General features: G+C 32.7%; 15 protein-coding genes. 4 read left to right on the forward strand and 11 right to left on the reverse strand.

Annotation, left to right across the window (positions count from 1 at the left end; all coding sequences use genetic code 11):
* The coding region (locus CN326_RS23660) for a tyrosine-type recombinase/integrase (protein ID WP_141525124.1) at positions 1-678 on the forward strand (678 nt) is incomplete at its 5' end.
* Positions 679-740: 62 nt separating this feature from the next.
* On the opposite strand, the gene CN326_RS23665 is transcribed toward CN326_RS23660, so the two are convergent.
* The gene (locus tag CN326_RS23665) at positions 741-971 is read right to left on the reverse strand and encodes a hypothetical protein (protein WP_098311366.1); all 231 of its coding nucleotides are present in this window, start codon (positions 969-971) and stop codon (positions 741-743) included.
* A 535-nt stretch (positions 972-1,506) separates the two neighbouring features.
* Complete coding sequence (locus CN326_RS23670) at positions 1,507-2,364, reverse strand: DegV family protein (RefSeq protein ID WP_098311367.1); 858 nt, start codon at positions 2,362-2,364, stop codon at positions 1,507-1,509.
* Between the two features lie 273 nt (positions 2,365-2,637).
* On the opposite strand from CN326_RS23670, the gene CN326_RS23675 reads away from it, so the two are divergent.
* Entirely contained in the window at positions 2,638-2,958 is a 321-nt protein-coding gene (locus CN326_RS23675; RefSeq protein ID WP_098311368.1) for a hypothetical protein, read from the forward strand.
* A 148-nt stretch (positions 2,959-3,106) separates the two neighbouring features.
* Here the strand turns inward: CN326_RS23675 and CN326_RS23680 are convergent, their stop codons facing one another.
* The 4 genes from CN326_RS23680 to CN326_RS23695 all read right to left on the reverse strand — a co-directional run bounded on the left by CN326_RS23680 (position 3,107) and on the right by CN326_RS23695 (position 7,201).
* Complete coding sequence (locus tag CN326_RS23680) at positions 3,107-3,814, reverse strand: cytoplasmic protein (protein WP_098311369.1); 708 nt, start codon at positions 3,812-3,814, stop codon at positions 3,107-3,109.
* Positions 3,815-3,840: 26 nt separating this feature from the next.
* On the reverse strand, positions 3,841-4,551 hold the full coding sequence (locus CN326_RS23685; protein WP_098311370.1) for a polymer-forming cytoskeletal protein: 711 nt from the start codon (positions 4,549-4,551) through the stop codon (positions 3,841-3,843).
* 13 nt (positions 4,552-4,564) lie between these two features.
* Positions 4,565-5,188, reverse strand: a complete 624-nt coding sequence (locus CN326_RS23690; protein ID WP_098311371.1) for a YhbD family protein — start codon at positions 5,186-5,188, stop codon at positions 4,565-4,567.
* Between the two features lie 198 nt (positions 5,189-5,386).
* Complete coding sequence (locus CN326_RS23695) at positions 5,387-7,201, reverse strand: SgrR family transcriptional regulator (protein WP_098311372.1); 1,815 nt, start codon at positions 7,199-7,201, stop codon at positions 5,387-5,389.
* Between the two features lie 61 nt (positions 7,202-7,262).
* Here CN326_RS23695 and CN326_RS23700 point away from each other — a divergent pair, with 61 nt between their 5' ends.
* The gene (locus tag CN326_RS23700; RefSeq protein ID WP_098311373.1) at positions 7,263-8,474 is read left to right on the forward strand and encodes an MDR family MFS transporter; all 1,212 of its coding nucleotides are present in this window, start codon (positions 7,263-7,265) and stop codon (positions 8,472-8,474) included.
* 21 nt (positions 8,475-8,495) lie between these two features.
* Here CN326_RS23700 and CN326_RS23705 read toward each other — a convergent pair whose 3' ends face one another.
* The 5 genes from CN326_RS23705 to CN326_RS23725 all read right to left on the reverse strand — a co-directional run bounded on the left by CN326_RS23705 (position 8,496) and on the right by CN326_RS23725 (position 13,228).
* The gene (locus tag CN326_RS23705; protein ID WP_098311374.1) at positions 8,496-8,891 is read right to left on the reverse strand and encodes a cytosolic protein; all 396 of its coding nucleotides are present in this window, start codon (positions 8,889-8,891) and stop codon (positions 8,496-8,498) included.
* A gap of 102 nt (positions 8,892-8,993) precedes the next feature.
* Positions 8,994-9,242 (reverse strand): GlsB/YeaQ/YmgE family stress response membrane protein, encoded by a 249-nt coding sequence (locus CN326_RS23710; RefSeq protein ID WP_098311375.1) that lies wholly within the window; start codon positions 9,240-9,242, stop codon positions 8,994-8,996.
* A 189-nt stretch (positions 9,243-9,431) separates the two neighbouring features.
* Entirely contained in the window at positions 9,432-10,787 is a 1,356-nt protein-coding gene (locus tag CN326_RS23715; protein WP_098311376.1) for an FAD-binding oxidoreductase, read from the reverse strand.
* Between the two features lie 340 nt (positions 10,788-11,127).
* Positions 11,128-12,561 (reverse strand): IS4 family transposase, encoded by a 1,434-nt coding sequence (locus CN326_RS23720; protein ID WP_098311377.1) that lies wholly within the window; start codon positions 12,559-12,561, stop codon positions 11,128-11,130.
* Between the two features lie 145 nt (positions 12,562-12,706).
* Positions 12,707-13,228, reverse strand: a complete 522-nt coding sequence (locus CN326_RS23725; RefSeq protein WP_098311378.1) for a GrpB family protein — start codon at positions 13,226-13,228, stop codon at positions 12,707-12,709.
* 178 nt (positions 13,229-13,406) lie between these two features.
* On the opposite strand from CN326_RS23725, the gene CN326_RS23730 reads away from it, so the two are divergent.
* A complete protein-coding gene (locus tag CN326_RS23730) occupies positions 13,407-14,357 on the forward strand; it encodes a nucleoside hydrolase (protein ID WP_098311379.1) in 951 nt (316 codons plus the stop codon).
* Positions 14,358-14,648 lie beyond the last annotated feature (291 nt).

A 14,648-nucleotide genomic window follows, 5' to 3' on the forward strand; every position in this document is an offset into this window, starting at 1 on the left:
TTAAAATGGTTATATGAAATTGAATACATTAAAGAGCCTCTATATATTGACATACTAAGTACAACGATAACGAAAAAACATAAACCAAGAAGAGAATTATCTTATGAAGAAGTAAAACAATTGCTGTCATATTATAAAAATAATCCTATCAATTATGCTCTGCTTTCAATATTAGCAACAACTGGACTACGTATTGCGGAAGTTGCACATGCGAAGTGGGAAGATTTAGAGTATGATACATTGCGTAATCGTTATTATTTATATGTAAATACGAAAGGTGATTCTGAACGAATTGTACCAATTAACAAAGTTGTATTTGAACGGATAATCGCTTTTCGAATCCGTCGCCGTTTGCCAACTGAGTTAGGTATTAAGCATGGTGGTACCATTTTTCAAACAAAAAATCATACAGCATATAAAGAAAATTATTTGTCTCAATATATCACCAAAATCATAAAAGAAACTAATTTATCATTTACAAAAAATGAAAAAATAACTCCTCATTTCTTTCGACATTTTTATGTTCAATATTTATATGATTATAAACAAGTACCACCACATATCATTGCAGCAGCTGTTGGTCATAAAGATGATCGTACAACAAAAGAAAATTATTTGAAGCAGAGATTAATGAAAGACCATGATGCAGGGAATTTAATTCATGAGGATGAATTTTAACTATAAAACAGGAAGAGCATATTTTGTGAGCACTTCCTGTTTTGTAGTTTACAATAATCTTTTTATATTAAACTATATCTATTTTGTTTACGCCCTTTTCCACTCTCTTTGATTATATAAGATTTCCTAACAAGTGTTGTTAAAGAGTCTACTAATGTTTTATATGATAAATTCGACAAAACAAGTAAATCATTCGTATATAATATTCTATGTTTTTCTAATAGTAATAAAATAAGTCGTTCTGATGGTTTTAATGCCTCATCGCTTTCAAGAATAAAATCAATATTTTTCATGAACATACACCCTTAAAATAAAATTTAAACGTTATTATATTAATATTTATTATGTTAAAATTATATAATAAATTCAATGTTTTGTCGTGATAATTATTGTTTAGTAGATGATTTTATAATTATTTTTTAATGGAATAATTATAATATTTTATTTTGTATTTTTATATGTGCATTCTACTGATTTTGTGCTCTTTGGGTGCAATACATCAAATCCACGATTATTAATTCTACTTATGTTCCCTTTTTCTTGCTGTAAAGAGAATGTGTTCATTTCTTTAATAAGTTGATTTCCTTTTTAAAGAAAAAGAATAGAACTATTCGTTCTCAACGAATAAGTAGTATCAACTTTCATTATTAGCTCGATTGTTTGCAGAAAATTGGAAATAAGTAAAAACATCACGGCACATACCATGAAAAAATTTTCAAGATTTTCCCATCCTCACATAAAATATAATTAACATATAAGAGTTTGGAAATTAGTAATTTTTCATAATAAAAAAGAAAATGCCTCTTATTTTAAGAGACATTTTCTTTTTTACACTTCATTTAAGAAAAATATAGCTAATGTTCCCGGACCAGCATGAGCTCCAACAGCTGCACCAATTGAATTTACTACAAATACTTTACATCCAAATTTTTGAGTAATCATTTCTGTTAGTATGTTTACACTTTCTAAATCATCACCGTGTGAAATTCCAATTGTTTGATTTTTAAGATCTTTCCCTCTTGTTTCCATAATATCTACTATACGCTGAAACACTTTCTTCCGGCCACGTATTTTTTCAAGTGGAATGAGTTTTCCATCTTCTACATTTAAAATAGGTTTAATATTTAACAAGCCACCTATAAATCCTGCTACTTTGCTTAATCGTCCACCACGAACTAAATATTGTAAGTCTGCAACAGTAAATATGTGTTCCATATGTTCCGTCATGAAATCGATACGGTTTAAAATTTCCTCTTTTGTTGCTCCGTTTTGTGCCATTTTTGCTGCTTCTAATACTACAAGTCCTTGGCCAGTTGACGCACATTTTGTATCAATAATGTCTAAAGAAAAATTAGGATAGGCTTCTTTTACTTCTTCTCCTACAAGAACAGAAGATTGATACGTACCAGAAAGTTCAGAAGTAAAAGCTAAATAAATGCATGTTACATCTTGTTTTGCGTATGTAGTGAATACTTCTTGAATTGTTTCTAAAGAAGGTAATGATGTTCTATATACTTTCCCTTCTTTCATATTTCGAAGCAAGTCTATTGGATCTAGTGTTACTCCATCTAAAAATTCATTCTCTTGTTCATCATATACACGAAGCGGAATTACCTCTATATCATAAGTATGAAGCAACTCTTTTGGTAAATCTGCCGCACTATCTGTAATGATTTTTATTGTCATTGTTCGTTAAACCTCAATTCTTTTATAAATATACATAAATTCGATTAGTCCCTCTTAAATTATATATGCAATACATGGATTAAGAAAGCGAAAAATCTTATATAAAACATTTCTATTATATTGTATTCATGAAGAAAAACAGCAATGAATTTTTTCTAATATAAATAAAAAAACATTTTTTCATTTATGGCCATATTACTATTTCATGTTTTTCATAAAAAACGTTATAATAATATATAGCCTCTTAGATTAAGAAATAAAGGAGAATAAAACATGGCAAAAATTAAAGTATATCAACCAAGAGAAGAGCATGTAGATGCAGTAAAAAATATAATTGATGTTGAGGAATTAAATCCAACAGCTACTGATTTGCAAAATTTATATGCATGTGTATTAGAAACTGAAGATATGTCTTTACCTGAAACCTACATTGAAGAAGATATTTTAATCGACTCTGTTGAAGGAATGGTAAATGCTTCAGCAAATAAAGTGAAAAATTTAGGAACATATGATGTAATCGAAGTACATAATAAAGGTAAGAAGTTACAAATTTTATTATTAGCAGATGAAGAATACGAGATTATTGAAGAATAATTTCAGTTTAGGTTGCTGAATCATTAAAATAAAAGCACTCTCTTCATATGAAGGGAGTGCTTTTCATCAATTTCATTAAAATTCCCTTTAAATCTTGAGGTAAGACGCGAAAAAAAATAGCTCTTAAATCAAGTTTTTCAATGTACCACTATATTTGTTTATATTCTTTCACAATTGATCGATCTGCATTTTTGTAACTTTCGTGATATTCTACCACACTGATTTCACACTTTGGACCAATCGTAACATTGTTACCTCGAACAACATCAGCTTTTGTATATTCAAGATAAATTTCATCTCCCTCGATTATATTGGCATGAAGATATCCTCCGTGTTTCGAGAAAGGAAAGAACGATGATTTTTTTCGAACTGTAATTTTCTCGCCTCCTATTTCTTTTACATTGCTGTGCTCATATCTTATAGTGATATTAATATTTCCAGCATTCAGCATACCTGTAATTGTAAAACCTCCATTTAATATGAAATTCTCTGCTTCTAAGTTACCTTTCACATTTATTCCACCCGTTACATCGACCTCTTCACCAGTAAAATTTTCACCAATGTCAAACATCCCTCGTACTTTTGTACGTTTCACTTCTGTCGGGCCACCAACTTCAAGATTACCGTTAACTTTCACATTTTCTGAATCCAAATCTCCACGAATTTTCGTTTCTCCAAACACAGTAATCATGTGTGCTTTTACATTTCCTTGCACTTCACTCGTTCCATACGTCTTAAACACATCGCAATCAATATCATCCAAAATCGTTCCTTCTCCGCGAATTTTGACATTTTTGTAGATACCACCTGATGAATTACCAGAACCATTTAAACTAAGGTTATACTGTTCTTTCATGCTATCTTTCCCTTTCTGTTAAAAATTTAAATTTTTCGACTTTCTTTTACGTTAGCGTTTTTATCGATTTGACAAACCCCTGTATATTCAATAAGATTAATTTTACAATTTGGTCCAACTGTAACATTGTTACCTCGAATTGTGTTCGTGTTTGTATACTCAACTATAATATTGTCCCCTTCTATTAACTCTGTTTCCATTCGAGTAGTAAACATTGTTTCGAAGAGCCAACTTAAAGCGGATTTCCTATATTTTATGTTAATCGTTTGACCGCCTATTTCTTTTGCTTTACATTCACCGTGCATATCAATAAAAATATCATCTGCACTCAATAAGCCACCCACGATAAATTGTCCTTCTGATTTGAATGTATCTACTTCACAATTCCCATCAATGATTGCTTTACCGTGAATATTCATGTCCTCACCAAATACATTTCCTCCGACTGTTCCTTTACCGGAAATTTTTATTTTCTTTACAACCGCTGCCTGTTGTATACTGCCGCTGCCTTCAATGCTCATTTGTAGAGCATCTACTTTTCCATTTATCTTTCCGGAACCACTTATTTTTACTGTCTCAGCTTTTATATCTCCATTTACATGACCAGAACCGTTACATTCGAAATCCACACATTCTAAATCCCCATTTACAGTCCCTCTTCCGTTTAATTGTACATTGCGAAACTGCCCTCCGTTCGACATTCCATGTCCATTAATTAATAAGTCATCAGTTTTCACTACTTTCCCTCCATCATAACAACTTTGTTTTTAATTCTTCTGTACAAATCACTAAAGGTAAACGTATAACAATTTTAGTACCCTGATCAAAATATAAATCCTCTACACTCGAAAGTAAGAAACATGTTGAAATACCTAACTTTCGAATAAAAATAAGTTCACCATGTTTGTTCTTCATCGTTTCATAGTGCTCATTTAAAACATGTAACATCAATTTTCCTTCTTCAAGACTTATCTCTCCAGACTGAAGTACCTTTTCCAAAATATAAATAAAAAGGATTTTTGCAAAACGAAATTTAGTCATTTCTTGATTTTGCTCTATAAAAAAACGTACAACGGATTCTGAAGCAATCCCACGTTGTACAATGTCTTCCTTTGTTAAACAAATCTCATTCACATTTGGTGAGAACATGTCCGCCAAATCATCAAGAGACAAATTTTCTTTCATCGTCTGAATTTTTTCGATTCTATCTAAAATCTTTTCCTTAGGAAAAAACGTCTCCTGCCCTGTAAACGTTGATTTTCGCACAAACCAATCTTCTGGTATTAAGTTTTTTCTTTTCCACCTATATAGCTGACCATAGGAGATTCCAGTAAGTTCTAACAAATCTTTTTTCGAAATTAAGTCCTGACTCAAAATTTTGCTCTCCCTTCTTTTTATTCAATGTAACATAACATTGTTACGCTGTAAATATACATTTTCCCATTTTTATAAAAATAGACTAAGATTATCGCTATGCTCCATATAGCTTTATCCGTTTTCTATCTAAAGAATAAACCCATCATTTCATCGCATGAAGGTCGAAGAAATGATGGGTATGTGCACGTTGTTTTACTACTTTGTTACGTTATGTGTATGCTTAAACCATATATGATAAAAATTAATCCAGCCCTGGGAATTAATTGCTACATTTTGTATGGTTTCATGCGTATGTATCGTCATATAATTTCGATACAAAGGAATAATATGAATATTCTCTAACAGCTCCTGTTCTGTTTCCTCTAACAATTGCATACGCACACTCCGATTTTGTTCCTTAAATACACGTTTCAATTTCTCATTTAAATTGAAAGAACTATGCTGATGAAGAAAACTATTTGTCGTTAGCAGTAAATATAGATAACTTAATTCAGCGTGTTCGCTCATCGTAGCACTATCATGAATCAAATCAGCTTCTTGTATTGTTCGAAGTGTAAGAAGTTCATGTGCATCTAAAAAAGATAGTTCTATCTTAATTCCATACTTGGCACATTCCCTTTGAATCCAATGTGAATCCTCAACATGATCTTGATCCTGAAAGGTATATAAATATAATGTTTCTCCTTTATACCCACTAATTCCTAGTAACTCTTTAATTGAACTTTCTTTATTTATTTCGATTGTTTTTCCTAATAACAGATTCGTTGCTACTTCTCCACGTTCACCTTTTAAATCATTTAATATTTGCACGCCGTTGATGATTTGTTTTAAAGCTTGCCGAAAGGCTATATGTTGCATTGGACCTTGCTTTTTTGTATTGAGTGTAATGTATGTTACGTTCGCTTCTAATTGAGACGTTTCTTTTTTAACGCTCTTTCTATCATGGTGTAAAGAACCTAACAATACTTCATAACCACTATGACTACTTATATCTTGGAAATACCAAAGTTCAATACGATCAAGAAATGGGCGCTCGCGAAAATACAAATGATTTACTTCTAAAATAAGTAATGCATCATCATTTTTAAGAAGTTTGAATGGACCTGTTCCGTTTAATATGTATTGATCATTCTCCTTCTCCTGTAATTCAGGAATAATAGAACAATGTTCTCCGCCTAAAATATGTAAAAATAATTCATTTTCTGTTTGTAAATGAATTTCAATTGTATATTCATCTACAATATGTATTTTTTCAATATCTTGCAACATCCAGAGATGAGGGTTGTCTTTTGTACTTAAAAAACGTTTGAACGTATACTTGACATCGTGTGCAGTAAACGGCTTTTGATTATGAAAATGCACTCCTTTACGAAGATAAAATGTCCATATTTTATGTATATGATTGTATTCCCAATAAAAAGCGAGACGAGGTTCTATTTCATTTGTCATTTCATTGTAATGAACGAGCGTATCACAGACGTGCTTAACAATATGACATTCAGAGCGAAGCGTAACATACATAGGATCTAGACATGTAATTGGGTTTATACGCATGTTTAATCGTAAAACATCCATTCTTCCTTTAGGTGACTGTTCAATATGGTATCCAAAAAGTGTGTCAATCCATGTTTGAAATTGTTTTAATATGTACGGAAAATACTCTGCATATGTTTGAATGAAGGCTTTTCCATTTTTAACTTCTCCTTGTTTTACAAGCTTTTTTCCTCTTTCGTAAATAAGTGCTTCAGGTTCTTGTAGAAAAGCAAGCTTAGACCGATTTCCCCTTCCGCGTCCTGGAGACCAACTAATCCATTGCATTTCTTCTAGTTTTTTTATTGTGAATTTACTATTTCGATCTGTACAATATAATGATTTTGAAATGTCTTGCAGAGATATTTCTATGTTTTCACCAAGTTCTTTTCCTTTGGCATGCTGCAGCCAAAGCCGTATGTAATGATCCAAAATTATCATACATGCCCCCCTAAAAGATGAAAAATTTCTTTGCTTCATTCTACTCTTTTTCCTCTTTCCTTTCCATCATAGAATTTCCATATAGAAAGGAGAGAATGAAATGATGACATTCGTAAAATGTTATAGTAAACCTATATGGATTCGGTTATTTGGAGAACTGGTAACGAGTACAACTGGAGCAATGCTCGCACTCATTTTTATTATATATGTAAACAAAGCATTAAACGGAAACGCCTTGTTTACTATGTTACTTTTTGGATTACAACCGCTTAGCGAAATTGTCTTTACACTTTTTGGCGGCAGCATTACAGATCGATTTGGACGAAAAATAATTATTCTAATTGGACTACTTTTACAAGCATGCGCTATGGTTGGCTTCATTTTTGCGGAATCCGTTATACCTTTTGCTCTCTTCTACATTATGAATGGTCTAGGCCGTTCTCTCTATATCCCTGCACAACGCGCACAAATTGCTGATGTGACAGAGAAAGAAAAGCAAGCTGAAGTATTTGCTCTCATTCAAACAGTTGGAGCCATCGGAGCCATCATTGGTCCAGCAATTGGATATCTATTCTACAAAGATGATCCGACCATTCTTTTTATCTTAGAGGCTGCTGCCTTATTTCTCTATTCGTTTATTGTATGGACGCAGCTCCCAGAGACAGCTCCACTTCTTCAACATAATGAATCAAAAAACACGCCTGTGAAATGGAAACATTTTCTTTCACAACATTATAGCGTGTTTGTACTTATGGTTTTTATGCTGCCTATTAGTTTTTTCTACGCACAAATGGAAACGAATTATCGTCTTTATGCTGAAAAGGAATTATTCACTAATTTTATGTTTGTTTTTACCTTTATGGCTACATGTAAAGGGATTATGGAGATCGTTTTGCAAGTAGGAGTCGTAAAATGGGCGGAGAAATTTTCTATGCAAAAAATTATTGTTATTTCTTATATTTGCTATACGATTTCTGCGATTGGTTACGCCTACTCCCATACACTATGGTTACTATTTTTCACACTACTAATTTTAACAACTGGAGAAAGTATAGCTTTAAATTATTTGTTACGTTTTGTTTCAGAATTAGCACCGGAACATATGCGAGGGATTTATTTCTCTATTTACGGTACGCATTGGGATATTTCACGAATGCTTGGTCCCGCAGCTGGAGCGTTATTATTACAACATTTTAGCGGGAGTTTCTTATTTAATATTTGTGCCGTATTTCTTATTATTGGTGGCACCGGCCAATATTTCTTTATAAATTATATTCTTAAACAAGACAAAACAAAAAGGCTGTCCGCATAAGGAACAGCCTTTTTTATGTAATTAAGCTTCAATCTCTTTTCCATCTTCTACAATATGATACAGCAAGTGCGCTAAATGATGAATTGGACCGTATTCTTCCTCTTCTTCATCTGTTTCACCTTGGAATTCAAGATCATTTAAATACAGTGCTACAAATTCATAAAACAGCTTTAAATCGAAACCGTAGCAAGCGATTGGTTCTTCTTGATCACCTTCATATTGGAGCGTTAAATATTGCTCATTACCTTCTGCATCTTCTGCATCAAAGAATACAAAAAAGCCAACATTTGTATCTAAATCAAACAGATGACGAGTTCCGCCTTCTGTTGCTTTGTTAAAGTCATCTTCATTTAACTTATAAACAGTTGTTGCTTGTGCATTATCTTCTTGATGAAAATTAACTGTAAATTTTTTCATGTTGACACCTCCAAATGGTATATCCCTAGCATAACAGATTTATTAACATTACACAAAATTAACGAAAAAGGACTGTTTACGAAAGTAAACAATCCTATTGTTTTATTTTTTTATCATGCGAAGTATAAAGCTAGCGATAAAGATAAGTATAAGGGCACCAATTAAAGCTGGTACAATGTAAAAACCACCAATAACTGGACCAAATTTTCCAAATAAAGCTGTACCAATCCAAGAGCCGATGATGCCGGCAATTATATTACCAATAATACCACCAGGGATATCTTTTCCAATAAGTAAGCCACCAAACCATCCTAAAATGCCGCCAACAATTAATGACCATATGAATGACATGAAGTTATTTCCTCCTTATAACAGTAAATATAGTTATACATGATACAAATGCGGAATTATTTATCATTAGTTATGCTACATTCTTATAGAACTATGCACTGAAGTCGCTATTTCTTTACGAAATTACATAGTTAGTATATTGACTTTTGAACATACTTTTTGGAACGAAAACTCTGTTTTAAATCATTATTAATGACATTCCGTTACTCCCTGTGGAAACGAGAATACATTTAACGGATCATATTTCTCTTTCACTTTCCGTAATTTCTTAGCATTGTTGCCATAGTAAGCTTCTTCATAATTTTTCAAACCACTATAAGGGAAGTTCACAAATGATCCTTCTGTTATTGATTCTATATATTTAAAACTCTGTTCTATCCATTTGATATTATCTTTTGCAAATTTTGCATCCTCCCATATAGTTTGAATCCCCATTATATACTTGGCATCTCGATAATAAAATGCTGTTGCTTCTTTAGGCACCTCTTTTACTTTTCCACCAAGTGCATATAGACTTACTGCTGCAAAAATACTTCCTGCTGCTCTCTCTTGAATGAGGTCAACAATGGCATTAATCTCCTGTTCATCATAATCCTGATACACAAATCTTCCTGTAGACTTAAACATCTCTGATTCCGGATAAGATGATTGTAACTTTGTAATAGCTTCAAAAAATGTTATATACTCTAAATTCATTCTTACGCCGTCTATGTTGATTAACATTTGTAAAATTTCTTCTGCTTCTTCTGGCTTACCATAAAATATTCCTCGTCCATAAATCGCCATTCTCTCAGTTTCTGAATTATATATACTGGCACCAAGCGTAATTCTGTTATCTAGATTAATTATCCACTCTTGCCATTTATACAGAAATTCTCTGTGTGTTTCTAATAAAGCATCTGGCCAATATATTTCAACTAAAGTCACCTTATCTATTTTTGCTGGGAGTTTAAATGTCATGGATACAACAACACCAAAGTTCCCACCACCAGCTCCGCAGCCTGCCCAAAATAAATCTTTATGAGACTTTTCGTTTGCAATAATCAATTTCCCTGTATAATCTATTAATTCCAGTTCTAGTAAACTATCACATCCAAGTCCAAGGTATCTGCTCAAATATCCCCATCCGCCTCCTAATGTGTACCCACTTATCCCTACAGTCGGACAAGTCCCCCCAGGAAATGGATACCCTTTCGCAGAAATAAAATCATAGACTTGCTTATTCTTTACTCCGCCTTGCACTTTTAACGTATGCTTATTCTCATTCAATTGCATGCGATGCATTCTACTTATATCAATAACAAGAACACGATTTCCAATAGAATATCCTTCATAATGATGTCCACCTGATCGAATCCGGATTTCTATGCAATTTTTTCTTGCCCAAATAATCGCATTACTCACATCCCATTTTGTATAACAATACACAATAACTAAAGGGAATTTTTGAATTGCTTGATTCCACTCTTGTCTAGCTTCTTCATATTCTCGATCATATCTTGTAATTACTTCACCTGTTAACCCTTGGTAACTCATTTCAAGCATGATAAACATCCTTTACCTATTCCAAACAGAAGTTGTTTTCTTTTCAAAATAATATATGTCTTTTATGCATTCTGTGTTCGTTTTATTTGTTTCATTAAAAAAATGTTTTAAACTATAGAAAAAGTATTAGGCTGCTAAAAAATAGTTGTAGACTGAAAAGGTGTTGTCTGTACATGAAAGCACTTTTTTGCTAACATGGGGGTAGCGTCACATGCCCATCAACTTAAGAACAGAAATAAAATGAACTTTCGTTCATCAGGACTAAAATATCCTTAAAGTAGAGGTACACTCTTAAAAATGTACATGCCAAATAAACCTAGATAGGCATCATTTTAAAAAATTATGCAGCTTTCTTTTGCCTTCTCAAACCACTATACTCATATACAATGCCCAGAATATCAAAGACTGTCTTCTTCTCATACCGGTGAGATTTCCGGCCGTTTTTTTGTAAGAGATTAAAAAGTTTGAGAAAAACCTTTGTTATTTCTTGAGTACTTTTTTGTAGGGCTTCATACACCAAATACAGATGATCTTGAATCATGTAAATAGCTTTATATTCACTTAATTCTTTTTGCTTTTTCTGTAGTAACAGTTGTCTCATTTTGAACATAGTTGAAGAACAAAGAAAAATAGCGATTAATTGGCCGTAAAGATGACATTCTAGACGTTCCCGCTTAACATTGTGACAACGATTGATACCAAAAAGAGATTTCCATGTTTTAAATACGATCTCTATTTGCCAACGTAGAGAATAGATATCATGAATATATTCCATCGGAACAACTTCCCATGGAATGTTGGTAATATAAACATTGATTTCTGTTAGACGTTTACTTTTTTCAGAGTATGTAACTCCTTTTTTCTTTTCAACATAAGTTTGTTGTTTCCTACGTTTATGAATTTGAGTTGATGTGAGTCTATATATTACAACTCGTGAGGGTAATTTTTGTTGTCCAATATAGGCATTCTGAATTTCATAAGTATCTCCTGGTTTTATCTGATGCATAATATCTTCAAGGTTAAGCAAAACATATAAAGATTGCTTTTTTACTGCCCCATTCCGAAAAAATTCTGGTGATTCATTTTTTACATATACTCTATTATTTAATTTCAACCGTGAAACATAGAATACTCCCCGTTGATCCATCTGATCTAAATCTTTTAGAGAAAAGTATCCTAAATCTCGTATACATAAATCTCCTGGGCGTAAGGTATCCAAACATTCTGTACCAAAGGTTTTATCATTGTTTTTACCTGGTTCCATTTGAAAATTGAGGAATTTTCCACTATGTAAATCATACTCTAGCTGAATCTTAATACCAGCTGTTTGTGCACATCCTCCTGAACCAGGGTAAATAGGGGCCAAATGATTGGGTACTTGAAAAATAGTAGCATCTAAAATGCGTATACGTTGAAAATAAGAGGTGTATTGGTTTGAGATTTGAGACGAATCGTTTAATTTGCTTTTGATTAAAAGGGAAAATACACGTTGTAGAAATAAAACAGCGCATCGGTTAAAACGTTGATTAAGTCCTTCTGGACTTATAAGTGTAGCTGTATTTGCATAAAGCTGACTACATAATCGAGTAAGAGAATCGCTTGCTACCTGTTGACTAATCCAGATACATAAAGCAGCCAAATCTCGTGCGCCATACTTACTTTTACGTTTTACAAAACCTGTCTCTTGTGCGAGTTGTTGAAGAATATGTGGAGATAGATATCGCTGTAGTTCTTCAGCGAACAAATGAAACTCATCCTGAATCGATAGATTCATACAAAAACGCCATCCTTTCTGCATATTTCTACAAAAAGAATAACGTCTTTTTTACTTAATGGATAGTGTAAAACTTTAGCTTTATGGCGATGTGACGTTACCTCATAAAGTCGTTTGATAACTTTATATATTTACATGATTTTCGTTAGCGGAAGTTAATTTCATTTTTAGCTTTCTGAATAATATCTGTTATAAATGGCGCTTTTTCATTTGTGTATGCGACTCTATCATGATGATGTTTTTCAGCTAATTTTTGTTTTAATTGATAATACTGTTGGAGTGTATCAGGATGGTTTTTTAGATAATCTCTAAATAAGATATTACTGTTCCATTCTTCACTCCCTAGTTCATAAACGTGCAAATGATGTGTTCCGGCTCTCCATAATCCTTTTCTAAAAAATCTTCTGTTTGGAAACTCTTTATGAAATACATATTCATATGCAATCTTTTTTAAAGGTTCAATAAACACATCTACTTCTTTTAAATTATGAACTCCAATCATAATATCTAATATTGGTTTAGCTCCTAATCCTTCAACAGATGTACTTCCAATATGTTCAATTGTAATAGCCGTATCTCCCATTATACCTTTTAGAAGCTTTTGTTCTTCTTTAAATTGTAGTGCCCAATCCAGTGTATACTGCTCAATAACAACGGGTCTTTCCATATTTCTAATCCCCCTTATGTATTTTGCGCTTGAACATAATATCAAATTTAGATGAGCAAAGCTACTTCAAATGAATAGAATCCACTCTTTAGGAATACATAAATATATACGTACAAGCTTAGTCTAATCACTACATCATTAGTGAAAGTAGGATTCTATAAATTTTGGAGGAAGACATATGCAAAAAAAGGTTCTCCTGTTTACAGATTTGGGAATTGATGATGCATTTGCTATGCTGTACACCTTTTTTCGTAAAGATATTCAACTTGTAGGGATTGTAGCCGATTATGGAAATGTATCAAGAGAAAATGTAATAAGAAATATTAACTATTTGAAATACATAGCGGGAAGAAAAGAGATACCTGTATTCCTTGGTGCTTCTGTACCGTTGACAGGTATATTGGTTCAGTATTTCCCTGAGGTACATGGAAAAGTCGGATTAGGACCTATCATTCCCCCTGAAATTTCTTATCCAGTTTATCCATTAAATGATATTTATCAAATTATACATTCAAATTTAGAAGACCTTACAATTATCAATTTGGGAAGACTTTCTTCGCTAGCTACGACCTTTGTATTGAATTTAGAAACAATGCGAAACGTAAGAGAATGCATTTGCATGGGCGGAGCTTTTTTCTATCCAGGTAACGTGACTGCCGTGGCTGAAGCTAACTTTTACGCAGACCCTTATGCAGCAAACTTAATTCTGCAGCATGCGAAGAACTTAACAATTATTCCGTTAAATGTAACTCAACATGCGATTGTTACACCCGAAATGGTCCAGCAAATCGATGCATTTCATCGGAATACACAGGATCTTGCAGGACTCATCATCAAACCTATGTTAGACTATTATTATAATTTCTACTCCAAGTCTAATCCTGGTATAAGCGGAAGCCCTATGCATGATTTTGTAACAGTGTGGTATTTGCTGAATCAAGAGGCTGTTAGCCTTTCAAGAGTACCCATTAAAGTTATTCCTGATCAAGGAGAAGGATTTGGTCAAAGCATTGCAGACTTTCGTTTTGTTACTAATCCAGGCTATAAAACACATAATGTAGCTTTTCAGTTTGATTATGAAAGATTCAAGAAGGATATTATGGAAACGTTCTTAAAGAAGAGAGTGTAACATACTTTATTAACTTCAGATAATACGGATTATGTGAATGAAAAGTCACTTCACTTAACGTACAGGAATTCGACTTTTTAGGTTAAAATTCGCTTAGCATACAAAATTTCCGAAATGTTGGCTGTACCCCATCGCCATCAAGTTAAGAAATGCATTGTTCCTCAAAACGAAAAAAATGAGCCAAATTCTTATAAATAGCTGTAAAAAGGTAAAATTTTCGTTATGAGGGTGTCTTAAAATCTTAGCTTGATGGGTATGCGTCAGTACCCCAATTAGGCAGACTAAAAATTT

Origin of the sequence: Bacillus sp. AFS018417, assembly GCF_002560985.1 — a bacterium.
GTDB classification, from domain to species: domain Bacteria; phylum Bacillota; class Bacilli; order Bacillales; family Bacillaceae_G; genus Bacillus_A; species Bacillus_A rhizoplanae.

What these genes read in the sequence shown, in the direction of transcription:
- CN326_RS23665 (WP_098311366.1), bottom strand. Translation starts at nt 971, where the DNA reads ATGAAAAATATTGATTTTATTCTTGAAAGCGATGAGGCATTAAAACCA.
- CN326_RS23670 (WP_098311367.1), bottom strand. Translation starts at nt 2,364, where the DNA reads ATGACAATAAAAATCATTACAGATAGTGCGGCAGATTTACCAAAAGAG.
- CN326_RS23675 (WP_098311368.1), top strand. Translation starts at nt 2,638, where the DNA reads ATGGCAAAAATTAAAGTATATCAACCAAGAGAAGAGCATGTAGATGCA.
- CN326_RS23680 (WP_098311369.1), bottom strand. Translation starts at nt 3,814, where the DNA reads ATGAAAGAACAGTATAACCTTAGTTTAAATGGTTCTGGTAATTCATCA.
- CN326_RS23695 (WP_098311372.1), bottom strand. Translation starts at nt 7,201, where the DNA reads ATGAAGCAAAGAAATTTTTCATCTTTTAGGGGGGCATGTATGATAATT.
- CN326_RS23700 (WP_098311373.1), top strand. Translation starts at nt 7,263, where the DNA reads ATGATGACATTCGTAAAATGTTATAGTAAACCTATATGGATTCGGTTA.
- CN326_RS23705 (WP_098311374.1), bottom strand. Translation starts at nt 8,891, where the DNA reads ATGAAAAAATTTACAGTTAATTTTCATCAAGAAGATAATGCACAAGCA.
- CN326_RS23710 (WP_098311375.1), bottom strand. Translation starts at nt 9,242, where the DNA reads ATGTCATTCATATGGTCATTAATTGTTGGCGGCATTTTAGGATGGTTT.
- CN326_RS23715 (WP_098311376.1), bottom strand. Translation starts at nt 10,787, where the DNA reads ATGCTTGAAATGAGTTACCAAGGGTTAACAGGTGAAGTAATTACAAGA.
- CN326_RS23720 (WP_098311377.1), bottom strand. Translation starts at nt 12,561, where the DNA reads ATGAATCTATCGATTCAGGATGAGTTTCATTTGTTCGCTGAAGAACTA.
- CN326_RS23725 (WP_098311378.1), bottom strand. Translation starts at nt 13,228, where the DNA reads ATGGAAAGACCCGTTGTTATTGAGCAGTATACACTGGATTGGGCACTA.
- CN326_RS23730 (WP_098311379.1), top strand. Translation starts at nt 13,407, where the DNA reads ATGCAAAAAAAGGTTCTCCTGTTTACAGATTTGGGAATTGATGATGCA.